The sequence below is a fragment of the Sphaerisporangium sp. NPDC005289 genome (assembly GCF_040607455.1).
Taxonomy (GTDB): Bacteria; Actinomycetota; Actinomycetes; order Streptosporangiales; family Streptosporangiaceae; genus Sphaerisporangium; species Sphaerisporangium rhizosphaerae.
The window spans coordinates 301,471-326,321 of record NZ_JBEXGS010000007.1; the positions used below are offsets into that span (position 1 = coordinate 301,471).

23 protein-coding genes are annotated in these 24,851 nt (G+C 70.8%); 18 read left to right on the forward strand and 5 right to left on the reverse strand.

Going from position 1 to position 24,851, the window contains the following annotated elements; genetic code table 11:
• Window positions 1–39: 39 nt before the first annotated feature.
• Complete coding sequence (locus tag ABZT47_RS15415) at window positions 40–1,095, reverse strand: LacI family DNA-binding transcriptional regulator (protein ID WP_354841308.1); 1,056 nt, start codon at window positions 1,093–1,095, stop codon at window positions 40–42.
• Window positions 1,096–1,268: 173 nt separating this feature from the next.
• Between ABZT47_RS15415 and ABZT47_RS15420 the strand changes: the two genes are divergently transcribed.
• The 9 genes from ABZT47_RS15420 to ABZT47_RS15460 all read left to right on the forward strand — a co-directional run bounded on the left by ABZT47_RS15420 (window position 1,269) and on the right by ABZT47_RS15460 (window position 14,013).
• On the forward strand, window positions 1,269–4,733 hold the full coding sequence (locus ABZT47_RS15420; protein WP_354841310.1) for a sugar-binding protein: 3,465 nt from the start codon (window positions 1,269–1,271) through the stop codon (window positions 4,731–4,733).
• Window positions 4,734–4,900: 167 nt separating this feature from the next.
• Window positions 4,901–5,809: an NAD(P)-dependent oxidoreductase gene (locus tag ABZT47_RS15425; protein WP_354841311.1), complete on the forward strand. Its 909-nt coding sequence runs from the start codon at window positions 4,901–4,903 to the stop codon at window positions 5,807–5,809.
• Window positions 5,806–7,059 (forward strand): enolase C-terminal domain-like protein, encoded by a 1,254-nt coding sequence (locus tag ABZT47_RS15430; protein ID WP_354841314.1) that lies wholly within the window; start codon window positions 5,806–5,808, stop codon window positions 7,057–7,059. Before ABZT47_RS15425 ends, ABZT47_RS15430 begins: the two co-directional genes overlap by 4 nt.
• A 46-nt stretch (window positions 7,060–7,105) precedes the next feature.
• Complete coding sequence (locus ABZT47_RS15435; RefSeq protein ID WP_354841317.1) at window positions 7,106–8,473, forward strand: extracellular solute-binding protein; 1,368 nt, start codon at window positions 7,106–7,108, stop codon at window positions 8,471–8,473.
• Window positions 8,474–8,540: 67 nt separating this feature from the next.
• Window positions 8,541–9,446 carry a sugar ABC transporter permease gene (locus ABZT47_RS15440; protein ID WP_354841319.1) on the forward strand — a complete coding sequence of 302 codons (906 nt, stop codon included), beginning with the start codon at window positions 8,541–8,543 and terminating at the stop codon, window positions 9,444–9,446.
• On the forward strand, window positions 9,443–10,324 hold the full coding sequence (locus tag ABZT47_RS15445; protein WP_354841322.1) for a carbohydrate ABC transporter permease: 882 nt from the start codon (window positions 9,443–9,445) through the stop codon (window positions 10,322–10,324). The genes ABZT47_RS15440 and ABZT47_RS15445 overlap by 4 nt, the downstream gene beginning before the upstream one ends.
• A gap of 31 nt (window positions 10,325–10,355) precedes the next feature.
• Complete coding sequence (locus ABZT47_RS15450; protein ID WP_354841324.1) at window positions 10,356–11,324, forward strand: acetylxylan esterase; 969 nt, start codon at window positions 10,356–10,358, stop codon at window positions 11,322–11,324.
• Window positions 11,321–12,418, forward strand: coding sequence for a cellulase family glycosylhydrolase (locus tag ABZT47_RS15455; RefSeq protein WP_354841327.1), 1,098 nt, complete (start codon window positions 11,321–11,323; stop codon window positions 12,416–12,418). Before ABZT47_RS15450 ends, ABZT47_RS15455 begins: the two co-directional genes overlap by 4 nt.
• Entirely contained in the window at window positions 12,415–14,013 is a 1,599-nt protein-coding gene (locus ABZT47_RS15460) for an FAD-dependent oxidoreductase (RefSeq protein ID WP_354841330.1), read from the forward strand. Before ABZT47_RS15455 ends, ABZT47_RS15460 begins: the two co-directional genes overlap by 4 nt.
• A gap of 187 nt (window positions 14,014–14,200) precedes the next feature.
• On the opposite strand, the gene ABZT47_RS15465 is transcribed toward ABZT47_RS15460, so the two are convergent.
• Window positions 14,201–15,724 carry an FAD-dependent oxidoreductase gene (locus ABZT47_RS15465; protein WP_354841333.1) on the reverse strand — a complete coding sequence of 508 codons (1,524 nt, stop codon included), beginning with the start codon at window positions 15,722–15,724 and terminating at the stop codon, window positions 14,201–14,203.
• Window positions 15,725–15,923: 199 nt separating this feature from the next.
• Here ABZT47_RS15465 and ABZT47_RS15470 point away from each other — a divergent pair, with 199 nt between their 5' ends.
• Complete coding sequence (locus tag ABZT47_RS15470) at window positions 15,924–16,583, forward strand: helix-turn-helix transcriptional regulator (protein WP_354841336.1); 660 nt, start codon at window positions 15,924–15,926, stop codon at window positions 16,581–16,583.
• 207 nt (window positions 16,584–16,790) lie between these two features.
• Here the strand turns inward: ABZT47_RS15470 and ABZT47_RS15475 are convergent, their stop codons facing one another.
• Both ABZT47_RS15475 and ABZT47_RS15480 read right to left on the reverse strand, forming a co-directional pair.
• Window positions 16,791–17,207, reverse strand: coding sequence for an isoprenylcysteine carboxylmethyltransferase family protein (locus tag ABZT47_RS15475; RefSeq protein ID WP_354841339.1), 417 nt, complete (start codon window positions 17,205–17,207; stop codon window positions 16,791–16,793).
• A 214-nt stretch (window positions 17,208–17,421) separates the two neighbouring features.
• Window positions 17,422–17,619, reverse strand: coding sequence for a hypothetical protein (locus ABZT47_RS15480; protein WP_354841341.1), 198 nt, complete (start codon window positions 17,617–17,619; stop codon window positions 17,422–17,424).
• Between ABZT47_RS15480 and ABZT47_RS15485 the strand changes: the two genes are divergently transcribed.
• Entirely contained in the window at window positions 17,614–18,351 is a 738-nt protein-coding gene (locus ABZT47_RS15485; protein ID WP_354841344.1) for an HNH endonuclease, read from the forward strand. The two genes, ABZT47_RS15480 and ABZT47_RS15485, sit on opposite strands and share 6 nt — an antisense overlap.
• A gap of 66 nt (window positions 18,352–18,417) precedes the next feature.
• On the opposite strand, the gene ABZT47_RS15490 is transcribed toward ABZT47_RS15485, so the two are convergent.
• Entirely contained in the window at window positions 18,418–19,764 is a 1,347-nt protein-coding gene (locus ABZT47_RS15490) for a helix-turn-helix transcriptional regulator (RefSeq protein ID WP_354841347.1), read from the reverse strand.
• A 225-nt stretch (window positions 19,765–19,989) separates the two neighbouring features.
• On the opposite strand from ABZT47_RS15490, the gene ABZT47_RS15495 reads away from it, so the two are divergent.
• The 7 genes from ABZT47_RS15495 to ABZT47_RS15525 all read left to right on the forward strand — a co-directional run bounded on the left by ABZT47_RS15495 (window position 19,990) and on the right by ABZT47_RS15525 (window position 24,597).
• Window positions 19,990–20,466, forward strand: a complete 477-nt coding sequence (locus ABZT47_RS15495; RefSeq protein WP_354841350.1) for an ATP-binding protein — start codon at window positions 19,990–19,992, stop codon at window positions 20,464–20,466.
• Between the two features lie 64 nt (window positions 20,467–20,530).
• Window positions 20,531–21,037 carry a hypothetical protein gene (locus tag ABZT47_RS15500; RefSeq protein WP_354841353.1) on the forward strand — a complete coding sequence of 169 codons (507 nt, stop codon included), beginning with the start codon at window positions 20,531–20,533 and terminating at the stop codon, window positions 21,035–21,037.
• On the forward strand, window positions 21,037–21,939 hold the full coding sequence (locus ABZT47_RS15505; protein ID WP_354841356.1) for a DUF4097 family beta strand repeat-containing protein: 903 nt from the start codon (window positions 21,037–21,039) through the stop codon (window positions 21,937–21,939). Before ABZT47_RS15500 ends, ABZT47_RS15505 begins: the two co-directional genes overlap by 1 nt.
• Window positions 21,940–21,950: 11 nt before the next feature.
• Complete coding sequence (locus tag ABZT47_RS15510; RefSeq protein WP_354841359.1) at window positions 21,951–22,916, forward strand: ATP-binding cassette domain-containing protein; 966 nt, start codon at window positions 21,951–21,953, stop codon at window positions 22,914–22,916.
• Window positions 22,917–22,921: 5 nt separating this feature from the next.
• Entirely contained in the window at window positions 22,922–23,716 is a 795-nt protein-coding gene (locus tag ABZT47_RS15515; protein WP_354841499.1) for an ABC transporter permease, read from the forward strand.
• Complete coding sequence (locus tag ABZT47_RS15520; protein ID WP_354841362.1) at window positions 23,713–24,210, forward strand: DUF1707 domain-containing protein; 498 nt, start codon at window positions 23,713–23,715, stop codon at window positions 24,208–24,210. Before ABZT47_RS15515 ends, ABZT47_RS15520 begins: the two co-directional genes overlap by 4 nt.
• A 249-nt stretch (window positions 24,211–24,459) precedes the next feature.
• The gene (locus ABZT47_RS15525; RefSeq protein ID WP_354841364.1) at window positions 24,460–24,597 is read left to right on the forward strand and encodes a hypothetical protein; all 138 of its coding nucleotides are present in this window, start codon (window positions 24,460–24,462) and stop codon (window positions 24,595–24,597) included.
• The last annotated feature ends 254 nt before the right edge of the window (window positions 24,598–24,851 follow it).

Below are 24,851 nucleotides of genomic sequence, written 5' to 3' on the forward strand. Positions count from 1 at the left end.
TGCCGGCCACCTGGACAGCCGATGCCCCACTGCCGTCAACTAGGACGACGGGCCGGGCACGAGGGTGGGGGAGACGTAGTTCTCACCCGGGGTGCGGTCGTCGGCCAGGAGGTTGGCGGCGGCCAGCTCTCCCAAGGCCCTGAGTTCGAGGTCGATCGTGGTCAGCCGCCGGATGCCCTGGTCGACGATGATCCCCTCCCAGTTGTCGACGCCGACGATCGCCACGTCCTCCGGCACTCGGAGCCCCATGGCCTCGCAGACCTCGAGCACCCCGCGGGCGATGTGGTCGTTTCCGCAGAACACCGCGTCGATCTCCGCGCCGGAGTCGAGTAGTTCCCGCATGGCCCTGACCCCCGAGCCCTCAGCCCAGGAGCCGAAACGGGTCGGGGCGGCGGGACGGAGCCCGGCCTCCTGCAACGCGGTGAGCATGCCGCGCTCTCGCAGGCGTACGGCGATGCTCGACGGATCGCCGGTGACGTGGGCGATGCGGGAGCGCCCGCGCTCGAGCAGATGGCGGGTGGCGAGCACCCCCGCGCCTTCGTTGTCGGGCAGGTAGACGACGTCCTCGGGGTTGTCGGAGGCCGCGAAGGCGTACGTCACCGGCACGGTGAAATGGTGCGTGATCGAGGGCGACCGGCGCTCGTGGCCGTCGCCGATGACCAGAAGCCCGTCGATCTGGCGGGCCTGGAACTGGCGGATGCTCTCGGTGATCTCGCGGTGCACGAGAACGTCCTCGTCGAAGACGAGGGCGGCCTGCTGGAGTTTCCCGAGTTGCACCACCGCGCCGATGACCACGGGGCCGGAGAACGTGCTCGTCGCACGATGGGTGAGCACGCCGATCGTGCGGCTGCGGCCCAGCGCGAAGGAACGCGCGAGCGCGTTCGGCCTGAAGTCGAGGCGCTCTGCCACGGCGAGCACCCGCGCACGCGTCGCCTCGGAAATCCGGTCCGTTCCGTTGAGGACTTTCGAGGCGGTCGAGATCGACACGCCTGCGATCGCAGCCACATCGCTCAGCCGAACACTGCCATTGGGTTTGGACGGCACCGGCCGATTGTATCGAAGGCGGGTGAATGAGCCCGCCCGGGCCGGATACACCCTCTTGACAGCGGCCTGTACCGCAACTCACACTGCGCCCAGTGCGAAAGCGGTTTCGCTAATTGGGAGCGAGGAGAGCGAGCATGTCGACGGGCCCCATCCGCGCAGGCCGATCCACAGCGAGTCCATTACCGAAACGGGTCGTCTCCGGGCTGGTCGCGATCGCCGCGGCCATGACGGGACTTCTCGCGCCGGCCGCACCGGCGCGGGCCGCAGCCGGTGACGTGGCGGGCGACACCGTGCTGGGTGACTTCGAGAGCGGCGTCACCCCGTGGTTCACGGCGACCAGCGGCGCCACGACCGTGTCGCTGGCCGTGACCCCGGACGCGCCCGCGACCGGGAGCGGCGCCGCCCGGCTGCAGGTGAACGCGCCCAGTGGGACCGCCGAGCTGGTACGCGGCGTGCCCTCGACCGACGCCCGCTCGCTGAGCTTCGCCATCCGCAGCACCCAGTTGAAGGGCGTCGTCGTCCGTATGGTCGACGGCACCGGGCAGGCACACCAGCAGACCCGCCCGCTCACGCCCGGCACGCGGTGGCAGACCGTCACCGTGAACGACTTCGCCCCGGCGGGACAGGCCGAGTACGTCCACTGGGGCGGCGCGAACGACGGCGTCTGGCACGGCCCGCTCAAGCGGCTGTCGCTCCTGGTCGACGCGTTCCGCCTGGTCGACGGTCCGGCCGCGACGATCGACGTGGACGACGTGACCGTGCAGGGCCCGCCGCCCGACCTCGCGGTCGTCCCTACGGCGACCGGCAACGCGTTCAGCACCGGCGAGGAGGTGTCGTTCGGCATCAGGACCGCGGCCACGTCCGTGGAGTGGGCCGTACGCGACGCCCGGAACGCCGTGGTGGCCTCCGGCGCCCGGGACGCCGCTGAGCTGGGCGGCAGCCTGGCGCTGGGCGAGCTGCCCACCGGCTGGTACGCGGTCGACCTGGTGGCGGTGCAGCCCGACGGCCGCCGTGTCACGGGCGGCACGGACGTGTCGGTGCTGCCCGCGTCCGGCGCGCGCGAGGACCGAATCGGGGTCGCGACCCATTACGGCCAGGCGTGGTCCACCGACACGATTCCGCTGATCGCCGACGCGGGCGTCGGCTTCGCCAGGGACGAGGCGTACTGGGCCGAGGCGGAGAAGGTCAAGGGCACGATCGACTTCCCGGCCAGGGTGGACGCCTACACCGCCGCCCTGTCGGCGAACCACCTCGAGTTCTTCGACATCCTCGCGTACGGCAACGGCCTCTACCACCAGGGCGAGGCCCCGGCCACGGACGCCGGACGGGCCGGGTTCGCGAACTACGCCGACGTCTCGGCCGCCACGTTCGGCACCGACGACACCTTCTACGAGGTGTGGAACGAGTGGAACCTGCGCGACAGGAACGGCCCGGCCGGCGCGACCGCGGAGAACTACGCGGCGCTGCTGGCCAGGACCGCCGAGCGGGTCCGCGCGGCGCATCCGGGGGTGAAGCTGGCCGGCCCGGCGCTGGCCCCGATGGACGACTGGCCGGGCTGGGTGGACAGGTTCATCGCGGCAGGCGGCCTGGACGACCTCGACGCGTTCACCACGCACCCCTACGACTTCGACTCCGAGCCGGAGGAGTTCACGAACCACGTCGCCGTGATCCGCGCGAAACTCGACGCCGCCGGCCACCGCGACCTGCCGATCTGGCTCAGCGAGCAGGGCTGGCACACCTCCGACACCCCGCTCGGCGCCGACGAGAAGGCACAGGCGCGCGACCTCTCCCGGGCGCAGCTGCTGGCCCTGGGCAAGGGGATCGGCCGGTACACCGTCTACGACTTCAAGGACGACGGCACCGACCCGAAGAACCCCGAACACCGCTTCGGCATGATCCGCAACGATAACGATCCCCGCGGCGCCTACACTCCGAAACCGGCCTTCGTCGCGCAGGGCATCCTCACGCGCCAGACCTCCGGCCGCGCGGTCCGGCAGGTCCTGGACCTGGGCGGCGGCCGGTACGGCGTGGAGTTCGGCGCCCGCTCCGGCGAGCCCGCCACCACCCGCATGCAGGCCCTGTGGGCGCTGAAGCCGGAGACCTGGAGCATCAAGGCGACGGGCGACGCCGTCGTCACCGACCTCTACGGCACCCGTACGACCCTGCGGCCGGACGCCGACGGCCGGGTCCACGTCGCCGTCGGCAAGGACCCCATCTACCTCACCGGAGAGCTGGGGGAGGTGCAGGCGCGGTCGCCGTACGCGCTCACGGTCGACAAGGCCGTCGAGGCCGTCGCGCCCGCCGCGACGTGGACGGTCACCGCCGCGGACCGGGCACTGGAGGTGTCGCTGCGCACCGGAACCGGCACGACATCAGCGCAGGTCCTGGCCGGGGAGACCCGGTCGGTGGCCGTCACGCTGCCCGCGGCGGGCGTGGGCGCGCATACCTGGACCGCCGAGGTCCGCGCGGGCGACCGCACGATCGGGCTGCTCACGGCGACCGCCGACGTGGTGGCCCGGCTCGGGCTCACCGGCGCGCACGCGCTGGACGCCGCCGGCGCCGGCCTGCTGCGGCTCACCCTCGTGAACCGCGGCACCGAACCCGTGAAGCTGGACGGGATCGACTGGACCGTGGGCTCCTCGCACGGCCGTGCGCTGCCCGGCACGAGTGTGCCCGGGGACGGAAGCGTCTCGGTCGATATACCGGTGCCCGAGCCGGGCGCCTGGTCCGCCACGGCCACCGGGGACGCGACCGCAACCGCGCAGGGGACTCTCGTGGACGCGGATCCGGTCGATGTGCCGTACCGGCCGGTGCAGGTGGACGGCAAGATCGACGCGGCCGTGTCCGCCCTTCCCGCGCAGACGCTCGGCGCGGCCGAGCAGGTCATCACCGGCTGGGCGGGAGACGCCGACCACAGCGGCCGCCTCTGGCTCACCCACGACACCGGACGCCTCTACCTGAGCGCCGTGATCACCGACAACGCGCACGCCCAGCCCGCGCGGGGCGCCGACATGTGGCAGGGGGACAGCGTCCAGCTCGGCGTGACGCCGGGCTGGCCGGGCGAAGGCGGCCGGCCGGTCAGCGAGATCGGCACGGCCCTGACGGGCGCCGGTCCGGTGGATCTCGCGCGCTGGTTGCCCGCGAACGCCACCACCGAGGGGCTGACGTCGGCGGTGACGCGTGACGAGGCCGCGAAGACCACCACGTACGAACTGTCCGTCCCGTTCGGTGCGATCGGCGTCACGCCGGCGGACAGGGTGCTTTCGGCGACCGTCGCCGTCAACGAGAACGACGGCACCGGACGGCGCGGATGGAGTACGTGGGGCAAGGGAGTGGCGGAGTCGAAGGACCCCGCCAAGTTCCGGCCGCTGCGCCTGCTGGCGGCCACACCTGGCAAGGTCGGGGTGACGGCCACGGCGCTGTCGTCCTGCCTGTTCTCCCCGGGCCTGACCGTCATGGCGGTGAACCGGGAAAGGGAGGCGATCGACCTGCGCCTGGTCACCCCTCTCGGCGAGAGGACCTACACGGGGGTCGCGCCGGGGCGTGCGGTTCTGCACACGTTCCCGGGGTCGGGCAGGAAGCTCGCCGGGGGGACCGCGGTGGTCTCCGCGGGGTACCTGGACGGCGGCGGGAACTTCGTCCTCCAGGACCGCGAGCTGCACTACCGGGCCGCCACCTGCCGCAGGTGAACGGATGGTCCCGGGTTCGCCTCGGCAGCCGTGAACCCGGGACCTTTCGTCACCGCAGGTGAGCTGCGCCGGTCAATAAAAGCGACAATTGACACAATTTGCGATCTTGTGGTCTTCTTGCGAAAGCGGTTTCGTTGCTGTTCAACGCTAGCCATTTAGGACTGCTCTTGACTGATTCCGCCCCGCCGGCGAATCCCACGCGCGTGCTGGTCACCGGTGCCGACGGCACCATCGGCCGGCCCGTGGTGAACGCACTGCTGGCCGCCGGCATCTCGGTGACGGCGCTCTCGGTCGCGTGGTCGGCGCCGTCGCCGGCCGACCGGGTGTTCACCGGTGACGCCGCCGACGAGAGCCTCGTACGCCGGGCGTTCGAGGACGTGGACGCGGTCGTGCACCTCGCCGCGATCCCGCACCCCGGGCTGGGGACGGCGCGTGAGGTCTTCGTGGGCAACACCTCGGCCACCTTCACCGTCCTGGACGCCGCCGGCGAGCTCGGCGTGCGCCGCGCGGTCATCGCCAGCTCGATCAACGCGTTCGGCGTGCCCCTGAACCGGCACGACCTGACCCCCGCCTACTACCCGCTCGACGAGCTGTCGCCGGTCGCGCACGACGACGCCTACTCCCTGTCCAAGTGGGTCGACGAGCAGATCGGCGCCTGGGCGCACAGCCGCCACGGCATCACGGTGATCGCCCTGCGCTTCCCCCTCGTACGCGACCTCCCCGCGCTGCGGACCATCGCCGCGCGCCTCGGCCAGGACTCCGGCGAGCAGGCCCGGCTCGCCAGGGAAGGCTGGGCGTACCTGGCGATGGCGGACGCGGTGGACGCCGTGCTGCGCGGCCTGACGCGGCCGGTCACCGGAATGCACACGCTGCTGCTGGCCGCCGAGGACACCATCATCGAGGAGCCCACCGACCTCCTGCTCGACCGTTATGCCCCGGCGAGCGAACGCCGCCGGGCCTTCCCCGGCCGCACCGCGCCCATCGACACCTCCGCCGCCCGCCGCGCCCTCGGCTGGGCGCCCCGGCACCGGCTCGGCGACCCGATCGGCACGACCTACCTGGAGACACTCGCATGACCGCATTCGAACAGCCGTGGGAGGCGCCCGACGACGTGCGCATCACGGGCGTCCGAGCCGTCGCCACCGCCCCCGAAGGCATCCCGCTGCTGGTCGTGAAGGTGACCACCAGCGACGATGGGCTCTACGGGCTCGGCTGCGCCACCTACACGCAGCGGTGGCGGGCCGTCGCCGCGTACGTCGAGCACCATCTCGCCCGGCTCGTCGTCGGGCGCTACCCCGGCGACATCGAGGACCTGGTGCGGCTGGCCCGCTTCTCCGGCTACTGGCGTGAGGGGCCGGTGGGCAACAACGCGATCTCCGGGCTCGACCAGGCCCTGTGGGACATCGCCGGCAAGCGTGCCGGCAGGCCCGTGCACGAGCTGCTGGGCGGCAAGGTGCGCGCCGCCGCCGACACCTACCTGCACGCGGGCGGAGCCTCGATCGAGGAGACCCTCGACCAGGCCGAACGCCTGCGCGAGGCCGGGCTGCGGCACATCAGGCTCCAGGTCGGCCAGTCGGGCCCCGGCACCTACGGCGCGCCGCCGACGGCCGACATCTCCGACAGGTCCGCGCCGTACCCGGGCGGCTGGCGGGTACCGGAGTACCTGCGGTCGACGCCGGAGCTGTTCGCCGCCGCCCGTGAGCGGCTCGGCTGGGACATCGAGCTGCTGCACGACGTCCACTCCCGCCTGACCCCGAAGCAGGCGGTCGTCCTCGCCCGCGCTTTGGAGCCCTACCGGCTCTTCTTCCTGGAAGACGTCGTCGCGCCCGAGCACTGGGACCGGCTGCCCGAGGTGCGTGCCGCCTCGCCTGTGCCCATCGCGGTCGGCGAGCTGACGACGTCGGTGACGGACGCCGCGCGCCTGGTCCTGGGCGGCGGCGTGGACTTCATCCGCTCCCATGTGTCCGACCTAGGCGGGCTGACGGCCGCCCGCAAGATCGCCGCGGCGGCCGAGCTCGTCGGCGTGCGCACGGCCTGGCACGGCCCCGGCGACACCTCGCCGATCGGCGCCGCCGCCAACGTCGCCCTGGACGTGACCAGCCCGGCCTTCGGCATCCAGGAAGGCCACGTGTACGGCGAGGCCGTGCACGAGGTGTTCCCCGGAACCTTGCGCGTCGAGAACGGCTGGCTGCGCCCGAACGAGAGCCCCGGGTGGGGCATCGACCTCGACGAATCCGCCGCCGCCCGCCACCCCGCGGGGCTGTCGGGACACGACGCCTGGGCCGCCCGCGTCCGGGGACTCGACGGAGGACTCATCGCCCCCTGACGGCGGGCGCCGAAGAAACACCAGCACCGAAGTACTGAGGAGACCCATGCCCCCCACAATCGCCCGGAAGCTCGCTGCCGCCCTCGGTGCCGGTGCCGCGGCGCTCGCCCTGACGGCGGGCTGCGCCGGCGAGAGCAGCTCGTCGCAGCCCGGCCCGGTGTCCATCACCGTCGGCAACCAGCCCCCCCAGGAGAACCCCGACCAGCTCAAGGCGTTCAACCGCAAGATCGCCGACTTCACCAAGGCCAACCCCGGCATCAAGGTCACCGGCGACGAGTCCGCATTCGACGTGAACACCTTCCAGGCGCTGGTCGCCGGCGGGAAGATGCCCACGGTGTACTACGTGCCGTTCACCGAGATTCAGGGCGTCATCGCCCGGCAGCAGGCCGCCGACCTCACCGGTTACCTCGGCGCCGGCTCCTCCGTCAAGAAGATCAACCCGTCGATCGTGAAGGTCGCCACCGGCCCGCAGAGCCATGTGTTCGGCGTCCCCACCGTGGCCTACAGCATGGGGCTACTGTACAACCGTGCCCTGTTCACCAAGGCCGGGCTCGACCCTGACGCGCCCCCGAAGACCTGGGAGGAGGTACGCGCCGCCGCGAAGACCATCCACGCCAAGACCGGCGCGCAGGGCTTCGGCGCCATGACCAAGGACAACACCGGCGGCTGGGCGCTCACCACCATGAGCTACGCCTACGGCGGTAAGATCCAGTCGGACGACGGCAGGCAGGCCACCGTCGACAACCCCGCCACCCGCGGCGCGCTGGAGCTCTACCGCGCGATGCGCTGGGACGACGACACCTTCGGCTCCGACTTCCTCGTCGGGTACGACGACATCAAGAGCGCGCTGGCCGGCGGCAAGGTCGGCATGATCGTGCAGGGTGCCGACACCTACACCCAGGTCGTGCAGTCCCTCGGCATGAAGCCGGACGACTTCGGCCTCGCCCCGCTGCCCCAGGCGCCCGGCGGGCTCGGCACCCTTGGCGGCGGATCCGTGGCCATCGTCAACCCGCGGGCCACGCCCGAGGAGATCAAGGCCGCGCTCAAGTGGATCGACTTCGCCGAGTTCCGCAAGTACAACGACCAGCAGGCCGCCGTCGCCGGCGCCAAGGCGTCCGCCGCCGACAAACTGCCGGTGGGCGCGCCGGTGCTGCCGCTGTTCGACCAGGCCACCACCGACCGGTACCTGACCTGGATCAAGGACGACATCAACGTGCCGCGCGAGCACTTCACGGCCTACTTCGACTCGGCCAGGACTCTGCCGCTCGTGCCGGAACCGGCGGCGAAGGCGCAGGAGACGTACGGGATCCTCGACAGCGTCGTGCAGGCGGTGCTGACGCGGAAGGACGCCGACATCACCGCCCTGCTCGACGACGCTCAGAAGAAGGTCCAGGCCGCCATTGACGCGGGCTGACCGGTCGCCCCCCGTCGCGCTCGCCGGCGCGACGGGGCCGACAGTGCAGAAAGGTGCTTCCGTAACGATGACGGACGCAACCGGCCCCAAGCGAGGGCTTTCGCGCTGGGTCCGCGGTGGCGGGCTCTCCACGCTGGTCTTCTTCATTCCGCTTCTGTTGTCGTTCGGGCTGTTCTCGTGGTGGCCGATCCTCCGCTCCTTGCTGCTCAGCCTGCAGCGCACGAACTTCCTCACCTCGGAGTGGGTCGGGTTCGGCAACTTCGCCCGCGTCCTGCGTGACCCGCTCCTGTTGACCGCGGCCGGGAACACGTTGTGGTTCACGCTGCTGGCCTTCGTGATCGGGTTCCCGGTGCCGGTGCTGCTGGCGGTGTTCATCAGCGAATTGCGGCGCGCGCGCAGGATGGCGTCCATCCTCGTCTACCTGCCGGTGATCTTCCCTCCGGTCGTCGCCGTGCTGCTGTGGAAGGCGTTCTTCGATCCCAGCCCGCAGGGGGTGTTCAACTCCGTCCTCGGCTGGTTCGGCCTTGGACCCGTCGCCTGGCTGAACGACGGAGACCTGGCCATGCCGTCGATCGTGCTGCAGGCGACGTGGGCCTCGTTCGGCACCGCCACGATCATCTACCTGGCGACGCTGATGAGCATCAGGACCGAGTTGTACGACGCGGCCGAGACCGACGGGGCGGGCGTGTTCCGCCGCCTGTGGCACATCACCCTGCCCCAGATGCGGACGATCCTGCTCGTGATGCTCCTGCTCCAGGTCATCGGCACCTTCCAGGTCTTCACCGAGCCGTACATCATGACGAACGGCGGCCCGGAGAACCGGACCGTCACGATCCTGATGCTCGTCTACCGGTACGCCTTCATCTCGGGCGACTACGGCCGGGCCACCGCGCTGAGCATCCTGCTCGCGCTCATCCTGTCGGCCCTGTCCGCCGTCTACCTCTGGGCGACCAGACGCTGGAGCACCTCATGACCGACGAGCGCGGCATCCTCTCCTTCATCGACCGCCGCAGGCCCGGGGTCCGCGCCGCGTCCGGAGTGGTCGGCGCGGTCGTCCTCGCCGGTCTGGTGATCTGCTGCGCCGGCCCGCTGTTCTGGCTGTTCAAGGCCGCCACCTCGACCACCACCGAGTCGCTGTCGGCGCCGTTCTCCCTGTGGCCCACCGGCCTCCACTGGGACTCCTTCGCCCAGGTGTGGACGCGGGTCGACTTCGGCCGGTACTTCTGGAACACCCTCGTCCTCATGGCCGGGTCGCTGTGCCTGGGGCTGCTGGTCGCCACCACCGGCGGCTACGGACTGGCCGTCCTCAAGCCCAGGTACGCCAAGCCCGTGTCCGCGGCGATCCTCGCCACCCTGTTCATCCCCGGCGTGATCTCCCTCGTGGCGCTCTACCTGACCGTCATCGACGTCCCGCTCGTGCACGTCAGCCTGCTGGGCTCGATGTGGGCGGTGTGGTTGCCGTCCTCGGCCAACGCCGTGAACGTGCTGCTCATGCAGCGCTTCTTCGCCGGCATCCCCGGCGAGTTGTTCAACGCGGCGCGCGTCGACGGGGCGGGGCCGTTCAGGATGTTCTTCTCCATCGTGCTGCCGATGTCGCGCCCGATACTCGGCGTCGTCAGCCTCCTGACGCTCGTCTCCTCCTACAAGGAGTTCCTCTGGCCGCTGCTGGTCCTGCCGAACCCCAAGGACCAGCCCATGTCGGTCGCGTTGCCACGGCTGCAGAGCACCATCGACTTCTCGCAGTTCATGGCCGCGCTCTTCATCTCGGTCATCATCCCCGTGATCCTCTTCCTCGTTCTTCAGCGCCAGTTCCTGCAGGCGGCGGGCAACGCCGGCGCGCTCAAGGGCTGACCCCCCACCCGCCTTGGTACAAAGGACGCCAATGCCTTTTTTCGACCTGCCCATCGACCAACTCCGTACGTACCGGCCGGAGGTCCGGGTGCCCGCCGACCTCGACGCCTTCTGGCGGGAGACGCTCGCCGAAGCCAGGAAGGCGGGCGGGACCGTCCGCTTCACCCCGGTCACGACGCCGCTCGCCGGGTGCCAGGTCCTCGACGTGCGATTCCCGGGATTCGCCGGCGACCCGATCGCCGGCTGGCTGCTGCTGCCGCCCGGAGACGGCCCCCACCCCGCCGTCGTGCAGTTCCTGGGGTACGGGGCGGGCCGCGGGCTGCCGCACGAGTACCTGCCGTGGGTCGTCGCCGGATACGCCTGCTTCGTCATGGACACGCGCGGACAGGGCTCCGCGTGGGGCGCCGGCGGGCACACGCACGATCCGCACGGGTCGGGGCCGGCGGCGGACGGCGTCATGACCCGCGGCATCGAGGACCCCGGCACGTACTACTACCGGCGGCTGTTCACCGACGCCGTCCGGGCGGTCGACGCGGTGCGCGAACACCCCTCCGTCGACGCCGCCCGGGTGGCGGTGGCCGGCGGCAGCCAGGGAGGCGGCCTCGCGCTCGCCGCCGCCGGCCTGTCGGAGCACCTCCTGGCCGTCCTCGTCGACGTGCCGTTCTTGTGCCAGTTCGAGCGCGCCGTCGGCCTGACGGGCCGGGAGCCGTACGCGGAGATCACCCGCTACCTGTCCGTGCACCGCGAGAGCACCGATCAGGTGTTCGACACGCTCTCCTACTTCGACGGCGTGAACCTGGCGGCCCGGGCCACGGCCTCCGCCCTGTTCTCCGTCGCGCTCATGGACCCGATCTGCCCGCCGTCCACGGTGTTCGCGGCGTTCAACGCCTACGGAGGTCCCAAGGACATCACCGTGTACCCCTACAACGAGCACGAAGGCGGCGCCGCAGGCCAGTGGCCGCGGCAGGCCGCCTTCCTGGCGGGAACGGTGCCGGCATGAGCGCGCGTTTCGGGGTCAACTACCTGCCGCGCGAGAACTGGTGGTACGCCTGGGCGGAGGACGACGACACCTTCGCCGAGGATTTCCAGCAGATCGCCGCGCTCGGGTTCGACCATGTGCGCGTGCAGTGCCTGTGGCCGCTCTTCCAGCCCAGCCCGTCGTGGGTGTCACCGCGAGCGCTCCGCCGTCTCGAGGGCCTGCTCGACCGTGCCGCGGAGAACGGGCTGGACGTCTGCGTGACCGTGCTGGACGGCTGGCTGAGCGGCTTCGACTTCCGGCCGTGCTGGTTGAAGGACGCCGACCCCTTCACCGGCGCCGTCGACGCCGCCGAACTCCTCGTCAGGGCGGTCGCGGACGCGGTCGCGGGACACCAGGCGCTGTGGTGCATCGACGTCGCCAACGAGCCCAACGTCCTGATGAAGCACCTCAAAGCGGGCGAGGGCGAGCCGTGGGCCGCCCGGATGCTGAACGCCGCACGCACGGCCGGGGTGCCGGTCACCGTAGGCGTCGACCACGTGCCGTGGATGAGTGACGACGCCCCGATCAGCCGCGCCTTCCTGGCCGAGGCGTGCGACCTCGTACCGGTGCACGCGTGGCCGTACTTCACCGGCGCCCTCGCCAGGGTGGGGGAGGAGCGTGCCTGGGCCATCCCCGACTACCTCGCGCAGGTCGCCCGCGCGACTCCCGGCGCCGCCGGCAAGCCGGTGTGGATCCAGGAGGTCGGCGTCTCCGAGCTCTGGCTCAAGGATGTCGCCGTCGCGGACTTCGCCGAGCGCATGCTGCGCCGGGCCGCCGCGATCCCCGAGGTCGGCGCGGTGACCTGGTGGGCGTCCCACGACATCAGCCGCCGCTTCACGGGCTTCGACGAACTCGAGTACGGCCTGGGCCTCATCGACGCCGAGGGGCGGACCAAACCGATCGGGGCGCGGGTGGCGGAGGTCGTCGCGGAACTGCGTGACCGGCCGTGCGAACAGGCCCCGGCGGAGCCCGCGATGGTCCTGCCGGCCGGACGGGCGCCGGACCTCGACTTCGCCGAAGAGTGGTTCGCGCGGCTGGGAGCGACCACCGGGCCCGCGATAAGGAGCGCGTCATGATCGATCTGCTGGTGGTCGGAGGAGGGCTCGGGGGAGTCGCCGCGGCCTTGACCGCGGCGCGCCTCGGCCTGCGGGTCGTGCTCGCCGAGCGGTCGGACTGGCTCGGCGGCCAGCTGACCACCCAGGCGGTCCCCCCGGACGAGCACCGGTGGATCGAAAGCGACCTCGGGTCCGCCTCGTACCGGGAACTGCGCGAGGCCATCCGCGCCCACTACCGCCGCCACTACCCGCTCACGCCGGACGCGGCCGCCGACCCGCGGCTGAACCCGGGCCGGGGCAACGTCTCGGCGCTGTGCCACGAACCGAGGGTGGCCGCCCTGGCGATCGAGGAGCTGCTGTCCCCGCACCTCGCCTCGGGCGCGATCACCGTGCTGCGCGAACACGAACCCGTCCACGTGGAACGCCGCGGCCGGCAGATCACCCGTGTACGCCTGCGCGGCAGGGACGGCGGCACCGTGGAGGTGGCCGCCCGCCTCGTCGCCGACGCGACCGAGGAAGGCGACCTGCTGGAGCAGGCCGGCCTGCCCCACACGATCGGGGCGGAGTCCCGCGGCGAGACCGGCGAACTGCACGCGCCTCAACGGCCGGATCCGCGCGACCAGCAGGCGATCACCTGGTGCGTGGCGCTCGAATACCGTCCGGGCGAGGACCACACCATCGACCGGCCCGCCGGTTACGAGCACTGGCGCGACACCGCCGACCCCCGCTGGCCCGGCCCGCGACTGTCCTGGGAGGACATCGTGCCCGACACGGGGGAGGTGCGGTGGCGGCCGCTGTTCGCCCACTCCCCGTCGCAGGCGGTCCACGCGGGCGCCGACGACCTGTGGCACTACCGCCGGATCCTGTCACGGCAGAATCTCGACCCGGCCTTTCCCGGCGGCGAGATCACCCTGGTGAACTGGCCGCAGATCGACTACTGGGACCGTCCCCTGCTCGGGGTGAGCCCGGCGGAGCGCTCGGAGGCGCTGGCGGAGGCGCGCTCCCTCACCAGTGGCTTCGTCCACTGGATGCAGACCGAGGCCCCCCGCCACGACGGGGGCGCCGGCTACCCCGAACTGCGACCCCGGGGCGACGTCACCGGCACCTCGGACGGCCTGGCCAAGGAAGCCTACATTCGCGAATCACGCCGGATCCGCCCCCTGTTCCAGGTGACCGAGGCGCACATCGGCGTCGAGATGCGCGGGCCAGGCGCGGGGAGCGCCCTGTTCGACGACACCGTCGGCATCGGCCACTACCGCATCGACCTGCACCCCAGCACGGCCGGCAGAGGCTACGTCGACATCGACTGCTTCCCCTTCCAGATCCCCCTCGGCGCCCTCATCCCGGCCGACGCCGACAACCTCGTCGCCGCGAACAAGAACATCGGCACCACGCACATCGCCAACGGCGCGTACCGGTTGCATCCGGTCGAATGGTCCATCGGTGAGGCGGTCGGCGCGCTGGCCGCCCAGGTCGCCGAGACGGCGCGGACACCGGCGCAACTCCGGGCCGACCCGGCGAGCCTGCGCCGCCTGCAGGCGCGGCTCCGCGACGACCTCGGCGTCACGCTCGAATGGCCCGACGACATCCGCCGCGCGAGGAGGAGCCATTCCTGACCACCGCGTGGTGCCGAGCGGTTCGCGGCCCCGCGCGGCGGCCGGCGCCGCCACGACGTCCGTCCCCGCCCCGCCCCGCGACCGGGTCGGGGCGGTCCCGCCTCGCGAGGGCACGAACTCCCTCACGACGCGCTGGGAGACCTCCTGGCCGAGGCGGGCGGCTCGATCCGGTCCGGCAGTGGTGTCGTCAGCCGATGACCTGGCCTCTCTCGGCCAGGCGTCCGCGCAGGTGCTCGACGTCGATGTCCTGGACGGCGACGTGATCCCGCACCGCCATCGCCGCCGCGACGGCCGCCGACTCCGCGAGCACGCAGAAGACCGGTTCCATGCGGGTGGCCGCGTAGGCGATATGCGTGGCCGACAGGCACACGGGCACGAGCAGGTTCCCGCAGTCGCCCCGTTCGGGCGTGATGGCACGGTAGGGCACGGGGTACGGCCGCCCCGTTCCCATGTGCCCGCCGATGAACATGTCGCCCTCGGTCGCCACTCCCGGACGCCCCGTCTCGGGGTCGCGGCAGGCGATGCGCCGCACCGGGTACACGTCCACGCCGAAGAGGGCGAGCCCGATGACGTCGCCGGGACGGGTCCGGTTCAGCACGTCCGCGTGCGTGAGGGTGTACCGGCCCCGCAGCCGCCGGGCCGCCCGTACGTAGAGCTGGTGCGGCCACCCGCCGGTATCCGGGAAGACGCGGCCGTCCAGCCCGTACGCGGCCGTCTCCCGCCGGAACTCCCCGGGCACCTCCGGATGCGTCGACAGGAAGTGGTGCAGGCCGCGAAGGTAGTCGATGTGCCCGCGCCAGATCCGCGACCGCGCCTCCCAGTCGCCGTCCTGGTAGGTGCGGCTCACGCCGACGGGCGCGTTCGTGACCAGGGAGGCCCGCTGGTAGTTGTACTCGCCCGAGTTGAGCCAGCCGGGGAAGACGTCCCCGAGGTTCTCGCTGTGCGGCAGGTAGCGGCGCACCAGCTCGAACGCGTCGGGCGAGTAGTCCTCCGGCGGGGTGATCTCGACCCTGTGCCGCGGGTCGGTCGTCAGGTAGAAGCGGAAGTTGTACGCCTGCGTGTAGTCGTCCGCCGAGCCGGCCGGCAGGCCGTGGTCCTCGTCAACGAGGGGGATGAGCCCGCTGGTGTCATCGCCCGGTACGACATGAGGGTCGATCGGCGTCCAGTTAGTGATCTGCCCGACACCGGCCAGCGCCTCGCCGAATTCCCGGCGCGATTCACGTCCGATCCGATAAGGAACCCCCGCGAGCGCCATCAGATCACCCTCATAAGAGGCATCGACGAAAACCGACGCCGACACGGCGCGGGACTTCTCTGAATCCGAAACCGGCGAGGGAACTCCCCACTCGTCCGGCGGCGCAGACTCTAGATGGATGGTGTCGATATTTTCGCCTCTCCGCGTCACCTCGGCGACGCGGTGCTCGAAGAGCACGGTGACCCCGTTGGCGGTCACCCAGCGGTGGAACGCGCGCACGATGTCCGGGGGATGGTCCCCGAAGCCGAAGACCACGTCGCTCGTCAGGCCGCCCACCGCGTCAGGAACGGGACAGTCCTGCAGCGGTTTGATGCCCGCACCCAGCATCCCGCCCAGCCGGCGACCCGGCTCGACGAGTATCACGGAGGCGCCCTCCTGGCGTGCCGTGACGGCGGCGACGCACCCCGCGGCCGTTCCCCCGTACACACAGATATCGGCGCTCAGCGTCTTTTCCATTCATCCATCATCTTCGGGCGGCGGAAGCCCGCGGAATGGCTTCTCCGATCGAGGCCATGCACATTCTTTCGGAGGCGACCACAGGATGTCCGTGCATTTTCCGGCTCTTGACGGCTACGTTCTGGCGCCCCGGCGCACCGCGTTCGGCCTCGACCGCGACGTGTCCGACGACTGGTGCATGCTGCTCCCGAGGAACGGGATGTTCTCCTACGAGGTCGAGAACACCGGACGCAGACCCGTGGCAGAGGCGGGGCTTCGTGGCGAGGCGCGTTTCGGCGACGTGGTCATCAGCCCGCCCGGCAGCACACTGCGGCGGCGGATGCGGGTGCCGACGTCGTTCTTCTTCGCGCGCTTCCGGACCGCCCTGGAGCCGCCGGTCGGCTGCAGCCGACTGCGGGACGTCGACCGGCTGCGCGCCACCCTCTCCCTTCTCGAAGAAGGCCCTCAAAACCTGGACGCGGACATGGTCACGGCCCATGTGGTCAACGACGTGCTCATCGCCGTCCACCGGGAACGGCCGCGTGACGGCACGCGTGAGGATGCCTTGGTGCGTGCGGCGATCGCCTTCATCCTCGACGATTTCGCCTCGCCGGAGCTCTCCCTCGGCGCCCTCGCGAAAACGCTGGGCGTCAGCCCTTCGCGGCTCTCACGACGCTTCCGTGACGCACAGGGCGTCACCCCGATCCAGTACCTGCGCGGCGTCCGGCTGCGAAAGGCGCGGGAACTGCTGACCGGGACGGACCACACGCTGGAGCACATCGCCGAACAGTGCGGGTACCGCAGCGCCTTCTATCTCAGCCGGGTCTTCAAAGCCACGACCGGCCAGCCGCCTTCCGCATACCGCGCGGCTTCAGGCTGACGTGCCACCACCCCGCGAGCCCTTCGTGCCCTCGAACGCCTTCCGGCGAACCAGGGAGAACAGCGAGATCATCGCTTATATCCCGTAGCGGACCTTGCGCGTACTCTTCTGCTTCGTGATCAAACGATCCCGAGATCGGGCAAAGCGGCGTCCGTTGGCCGGCCTTCCCGGCCGGCCCTGACGATTACACCGAACGCGCTCCCGGCTTCATGTCCTGGCCCATGGGCGTAGCCTGGGCCACCAGCCCGGTACGGCCGCGCGGTACTCCTCGTACTCGGCGCCGAAGCTCCTGCGCAGGGTCGGCTCCTCGTACAGCCGCACGAAGCAGAAGACCGCGACGAACGCGATGGCGGCGTACCAGAGCAGCCCGGACCGCGCGAGCAAGAGCGCTTGGCCGACGATGGCCGCGAGCACTCCCACGTACATCGGGTTGCGGACATACCGGTACAGACCGCCGACCACCAGGTGCTCGGGAGGCGCGACGGGCGCGGGCGTCCCGAACCCTTCGGTCACGAAGCGGACGAAGGCGTCGACCAGCACGGCGCCCCCAGCCAGGATGAGCACCACCCCGGCCACTCGAAGCGGGACGGCGGCCCACGAGAGCCAGTCGGGTAGATCCGCCATCCGCCAGCGAGTGACCCACCACGGCCCGAACACAGCCACACCGCCGGGCGCCACGGCGAAGAACACCGCACTTCCGACGGCCGCAGGCGTCCTACGCATGTCTCACCATGCCCCTTCCCAGGTAAATCATCGGGTGATGAAATAATCATCCCGAGCTTACCCCGCGGACGATCACCGGGCGAGGGGTGTTCAGATGGACGGCGATGGCGAGGGATCACCCAGTTGATGTCACCTTGTCGAGCCACAGCCGCCGGCTGAAGCCGCCGCGTTCGGCTCGCTTGCGACTTGCCGCCTCCTGAATCTGCCTCTCGGAGAACCCCAGGGTTTCGAGAGCGGCCACCACTTCGTAGATGTATGCCTGGACCGCTGCCGCGCGTTCAACGCCGGCGAACTCGACCGTGACGAGTTGCACCGGCGAACCGTCCAGCTCGGCTTCAGCAACGTCATCGACGCGTTCCCCAAGCTCGGCCGCGACCAGGCGCCGGTGAGCTTCTACGAGGACCAGCGCAGGAGCTCCGCCGCCCCAGGGCTCGTGCTCCGAAACGAACTCCTGGAACTCGCCCGATCAGTACACGCTCGAGACCTCGACGCCGAAACCGCTGCCCGATGGCGGCTGGTGGAGACGGCGTGGGCGACCGGCATCTCCGAAGCCGTACTGGGCCCTCCGCTGCGCTACGACCCCGACACCCAGCACCTGGTGCTCCAGACCAGGAAACGTCGCCGGAGCGTCACCGGGGTGGCCGCGGCCCTCAGCGGATACCAGGACGGCCGCTGCGCCTACTGCGACCAGGTCATGGCGCAGGACACCAGCACCGCGTCCGTCGTCGAGCATGTCCTGCCGTGGAAACTGCGGACCCGCCCTTGGCGCGGCCCCGACGTCGACGCCGTCTGGAACCTTGTCCTGTCGTGCAGGCCCTGCAATCAGGCGAAACAAGACCGGGCGCCGCACGAATCGTGGATGCCGTGGCTCGAACAACGCAACAACGACCTCATCGAATCCCATCACCCGTTACGCGAAGTACTCATGGCCCAGACCGGCAAAACCGAGGCTGCCCGCCGCCACACCCTCAAGCGCACCTACCAATGGGCGACAGAACTACTGCCGATCGTCTGGACGCCACCCCGGGGAGCCCACATCTCATGAAGCCGCAGCCGGTGCCTCGAGCCTGATCGCGATGATGGTCAGCCGTCCTCCGTGTGGACCGTACGGTCACGCGGCGAGCTTGTGGTCGTACAGTTCGGCGAACTCCGAGGAATCGCCGGCCGCGTCGCGGAGCGGAGCCAGCTCCTCCAGCGTCCTGCGCGAGCCGCTCACCCTTGCCAGCAGGTCCATTCCCTCCGCCAGAGCGTCGGCTGTCTCTCCCGAGGCGAGCAGCGCGTTCGTCAGGCATGACCGGTAGTAGAGACGGTTCCGTTCCCCGAGCGCCGGATCGGCGAGCAGACGTTGGAAACGGTCGACGGCGACCAGCGGCCTGCCGAGGACCATCGTGGTCAACCCCTCGAAGTAGGTGAGCATGGTGGGCGTCAGGAACCCGGTCCACTCCGGGTCGTCGTCGTGGCCGCCGCGTTCGATCTCTCGCCAGGCCGTCGCGATCGCCCGTCGGTACGGCAGCCGCTCGCCCAGCGCCGCCTGAGCGGTGGCCTCCCGTATCGCCAGCAGCGCGTACACCCGAGGTGTCGCCCAGCCGCACGCCGCGTCCCTGCCCACCGTGACCATCCGCAACGCCTCACGTGCCCGGCCGGGATTGCGCCGCGCGTCCCGCACGGCCTGCATGGCCAGATAGGACGCGACGTTCACCCGAAGCTGCTCATCCCCGGCCTGGCCCGAATACAGGTAAGCCTCGGCGTACAACTGGCGAGCGGCGTCCTGATGCCCGGAGTCGTAGGCGAGCCATCCCGCGCAGAGGCACAGCTCCCCGGCCATGGACAACAGCCGGTGCCCGACCGCTTCGGTGTAGTCGGCCTCGTCGAGCATGCGCCGTACGGCCGCGAGCCGGCGGAGCGCGGGGCCGAGCAGAACGCCACCGCCGACCTGCTGGTCCTGGGTCCAGAGACGCCGAATCGTCGCCTCCAGGAATCTGAGATGCGCCACGTCGACCCTGGCTGGAATCTCTGCCGAGCCCAAGCCCATCCCCACGACGAGACCGCCGGCCACCACACCGGCGAAATGCCGCCGATCCATCTCCATATCAGGATTAGTGCCCGCGAATTCATCGATCGCCACGGGCTTGCCCGTGATCAACGGCAGCAGGGCGTGGCGGGGCATATCGATGGCGTCGGCGAACCGGACCAGTTCCCGGACGTCGTACAGGGTGCCGCGTTCGCCGTGTTCGATGCGGTTGACGGTGCTCTGCGACCAGCCGACCAGGCTCGCCAGCTCCAGCTGGCTGAGCCCCATGGTCGCGCGGACCAGCGCGACGAACGCCGCCAGGTCGCTGCGGGCCAGCACCTCCCGCATCGGGACCGAGTCCCACAGCCACGCCGGGTTGGCCGGACGGACGCCTCGGCCGGCCCGCAGGCAGGGTGCGCACACCGGGTCGCGGCTGTACCGACTCAACCTGGCCTCTCGGCACCCCGGACACAGCCGCACACTCATCGGCCACCCCTCCACCGCCGTCCCAGGCAGGCCACCGTACGGCGCACCCGCCGCTACCGCCATGCCAACCTGTCATAACCCTGTGTGTTGTGTCGATGACTTTCCGACGTTGGGCCTCGGCTCCTGCTCCCCGACGCTGGCAGCCGCCCACGACAGCGGCTCCACAGCCCGGCAGAGGGGATCGACATGCAGCAACGCGTCACCCACGTCTTCACGGTGATGTCGACCGTGGACCAGGTACCGGTGGCCAGGCACGAGACGGTCAAAACGCTCGCCAGCTGGGGGATCGACGAGGAGAACGCGTACACCGCGAGCCTGATCGTCACCGAGCTGGTCGCCAACGTCGTCGAGCACGCCGCGGCGCACTCGCCCACGGCGACCGTACTGCTCGCCGCCGACGCTTACTGGCTCACCGTCGCCGTACACGACACCCACCCGCGACTTCCCCGCATACCAGCGGCCCCGCACGATGAGGGCGGCCGCGGCCTGCTCATGGTCATGCTCCTAACCGAGGAGGCCGGCGGCCGACACACCATCGAACCGACCCCCGAGGGCGGCAAACACATCGTCGTCCACCTACCGCGCCCTGCCGTTCGAGCAGCTCCGCGCGAATCTGGTGGCGCGGCGGCAGATGGGCGGGTCGAAACAGTCCTTGACGCCTAAGTGGCGTCAATCAGATGACCTGTGTCCGCTTGAAGTGACGCCATGATGGTGTCATAGTGGCGTCATGGACCTTGCGCCGTATGTCGATCACCTTCGCCGGGAGCTCGCGGTCGCCGCGGGCGCGGGTGGCGAGGAAGCGCGCGCGCTGGCGGAGCGGCTCGCCGCGGCGCTGGAGTCGGCCGCCCGGCTCGCGCTGCTGGAAGCTCTGTCGGCCGCCGCAGACGAGATCACCCAGGACCTCGCGCCGGGCTCGGTCGAGGTGCGCCTGCGTGGCCGCGACCCCGCGTTCGTCGTGACGTCACCGCCCACCACCCCCGCGTACGAGGACGAACGGCCGTCCGCGCCGCCGCCCCCAGAGGTCGATGACGGCGGTACGTCCCGCATCTCCCTGCGCGTCCCCGAGCATCTCAAGCCGCGCATCGACGAGGCGGCCGCCCGCGACGGGCTGTCGGTCAACGCCTGGCTGGTGCGCGCGATCTCCACCGCGCTCGACCCCGGCGACGCCCGCCGGAGCGGAGCCCGGCGTCCATCTCAACAGTCCGGCAACCGTTACAGCGGATGGGTGCGCTGATGTCCACGCCGACCCACGACCAGGGAAGCGGAATGCCGACCTTCGACACCCCCGAACCGATCTCCGCCATCTTCGAGATGCCGCACGCCACCATCCGGGTCGAGGCGGGCGCCCGAGCCGACACCGTCGTCGAGATCCGCCCGACCGACGAGCACAACGACGCCGACGTGAGGACCGCCGAGCACACCGAGGTCGAGTTCGCCGACGGCAGGCTCGTGGTGCGCGGCGAGAGCGAGCAGCGCCCCGGCTCGGGGCTCGCGTCCTGGGCGCGTTCGCTGCTGGTGGGCCCTGGCTCGGTGGACGTGACGGTCAGCCTGCCGGCGGGTTCCAGCGTCGACGCCACCGCGGTGGGGAGCCTGCGCTGCCGGGGTCCGCTCGGCGAAGTGGCGTGCACCACATCCTACGGCGCCATCCGGGTCGAGCAGGCTCGCGCGCTGCGGGTGAAGAGCACCTACGGCGACATCTCGGTCACCGCCGCGTCTGGCCACGCCGAGGTGATCACGACGCATGGCGACATCATCATCGGCCGCATCGACGGCACCGCCGCCGTCAGGACCGCCCACGGCAGCGTCCGCATCCGTGAGGTGACCGGCGAGCTGCGGCTGAACAGCGGGCACGGCGACCTCGCCGTGGACCGCGCCCTGGCCGGAGTAACCGCCAAGACCGCGTACGCCGGCCTGCAGATCGGCGAGGTGACCCGCGGTTCGGTCGTCCTGGAGACCAACGGCGGCGGGCTGGACCTCGGCGTCGCCGAAGGCACCGCCGCCTGGCTGGACGTGAGCTCCAAGTACGGCACCGTGGACGTCTCCCTCGACCCCAGCGATGCCCCCAGTGGAACAGACCGGACCGTCGAGGTGCGGGCCCACACCACCTACGGCGACATTCTCGTCCACCGTTCCTGAGGAGATCTCCGATGACAGACGCGATCGTGGCCGAGGGCCTGGTCAAGAAGTACGGCGCCGTCACCGCCCTCGACGGCATGGAGCTGCGCGTCCCCGAGGGGACGGTGCTGGGGCTGCTCGGCCCGAACGGCGCCGGCAAGACCACCACCGTGCGCATCCTCACCACGCTGCTCGTCCCGGACGCCGGACACGCCAGCGTCGCCGGGTTCGACGTCGTCCGCGACGCCGGCCGGCTGCGCGCCCGCATCGGCGCCTCCGGCCAGTACGCCGCCGTGGACGACCACCTCACCGGCGCCGAGAACCTGGAGATGGTCGGCCGCCTCTACCACCTCGGCGCCAAGCGCAGCCGGGAGCGCGCCCGCGAGCTGCTGGAGCGCTTCGACCTCACCGACGCGGCCGACCGTCCCGTGCAGGGCTACTCGGGCGGCATGCGGCGCCGGCTCGACCTGGCCGGCGCGCTGGTCGCCGACCCGCCCGTGCTGTTCCTGGACGAGCCCACCACCGGCCTGGACCCGCGGGCCCGCATCGGCCTGTGGGAGGTCATCGGCGAGCTCGTCGCGGCGGGTACGACCGTGCTACTGACCACCCAGTACCTGGAGGAGGCCGACCGGCTCGCCGACCGCATCGCCGTGGTCGACGGCGGGCGGGTGATCGCGCTCGGCACCGCCGACGAACTGAAGAGCCAGGTCGGCGGCGACCGCATCGAGCTGTCGGTCGCCACGGCGGCGGGCCTTGCCACCGCCGCGCGGACGCTGGCGCCGCTGGCCGCCGGTGACCTGACTGTGGACGACGCCGCGCTGCGGGTGACCATCCCGGTGGACGACGGCCCCGCCACGCTGACCAGCGCCCTCGGCCGGCTGGCCACCGAACGGGTCACCGTGCGCGACGTTGGCCTGCGCCGGCCGACCCTGGACGACGTGTTCCTCACCCTCACCGGACACCAGGCCGGCCACAAGACCAAGGAGTCCAGCCGTTGAACGCCATGCAGCTGGCCGTCGCCGACGGCCTGACGATCGCCAAGCGCAATGCCCTGAAGATCCGCAGAGCGCCCGACCTGCTGGGCGGCGTGGTCATGCTCCCGATCGTGTTCGTGCTGCTGTTCACCTATGTCTTCGGCAGCATGATCAGCTTGCCTGGCATGTCGTACGGCGAATACATGCTGCCGGGCATCTTCGTGCTGACCATCGTCAGCAGCGCGCAGATCACCGGCTACACGCTCACCCAGGACCTGCGGAAGGGCATCTTCGACCGGTTCCGCACGCTGCCGATGTCGCCCTCGGCGGTGCTGACCGGCCAGACCATCAGCGACATCATCATGAACCTGACCAGCATCGTCACCATGTCGCTCGTCGGCCTGCTCGTCGGCTGGCGCATCCGCACCTCGCCGCTGGAGGCGCTGCTCGGGTTCGTGATGCTGCTGCTGTTCGCCTACGCGTTCTCCTGGGTGACGGCGACCGTGGCGCTGGCGCTGCGCACGCCCGAGGTGTTCAACAACATCGTGACCATCGTGTCGTTCCCACTGGTCTTCCTGTCCAACGCGTTCGCCGACAGCAGCCGCCTGCCCGGCCCGCTCGGGGCGATCGCCGAATGGAACCCGGTGTCCACGCTGGTCCAGGCCGCGCGCGAGCTGTTCGGCAACATCAGCCCGGCCATGCCCGCGCCGAGCGCCTGGCCGCTGCGGCACGCGGTGCCGGTCTCGCTGCTGTGGTCGGTCGTGCTCCTGGTCGTGTTCGTGCCGCTGGCCACCCGGCTGTACAAGAAGGCCGTGAGCCGGTGAACGAGGCCGATCGGGACAGGGCGGTGGAGCTGGTCCAGCAGGCCTACGCGGAGGGCCGGCTCGGCTCGACCGAGCTGGAGTCGCGGCTCGAACGGGCGCTCACCGCCACCTGCGCGGACGAACTGCGGCCGGTCGTCGCCGACCTGCCGGACGAGACGGTCCGGCTGTGGTCCGTCGGCGGGCACCTCACCCGGACGGGTGACTGGCCGGTCCCGCGCCGGCTACGGGTCGACTCCCAGTACGGCAGGGTGCGCCTCGACCTGTCCCGCGCCCACATCCCGCACCGGCGTGTCGACATCGAACTCCGGCTGACCTACGGCCACGCCACGATCATCCTGCCTCCGGGCGCCGGCGCGGACATCGACGGAGTCCACGCCGCCTGGGCCCGCGTGACCTGCAAGACCCCGGCCCGCCCACGCCTGGGCGGCCTCGACGTCCACGTCACCGGCAATCTCCCCTATGGCCGCCTGACCATCCGCACCTCAGGTAAGTGACAGGGCGGATCTCGCTGGGACTGCGATGTCGCTCAGGGACGCACGTTCGCAGGGCGCCGGCCGAAGAGGCCGTGATTCAGGTGGCGGTGCTGCAGTACGGTCTCGAGTGGAGCGCTGAGCTCGATTCATGCCACCGCAGGCCGCATACTGGCACAAATGAGACGCAACCTAGCCGCGGTCCGGCGAGTCCTGCCTGGAAGTCCCTTCAACGTTCCTGTGCCCCCTACGCCTCCTCTTGAGTGTTTCGTCGTGCAGGACCTCGTGAGCCACGACAGACACGGCCTCGGCCGGGTCGTCGGCGTCGATGACGATGTCGCCGTTATCGTCAACTTCGGGGCGAAGACGTATCGCATCAACGCTCCCTACGCCAAGCTCGTCAAGCTCTGAACCCTTCCATCGGTTCCTGGGGGCTGTGCCGTGTTCCGCTCGGTCACACCACGACAGGGACGCGGTCGTCCCTGAAGGTCTTGACTCGGATATAGGTCTTGACCGAGATGGCCGCCGTGATCGCGCGTCCGGAGACCGCCGGCCATCGCCCCCGCACAGAAGGTCTTCGCCACCGCCTCCCTCTCAGCCGGCTTGGCGCCCGGCCCCATGCGGCCGCCTGGTCGGGGACCTGAGGTCAGGTAGCGGCCGAGGCG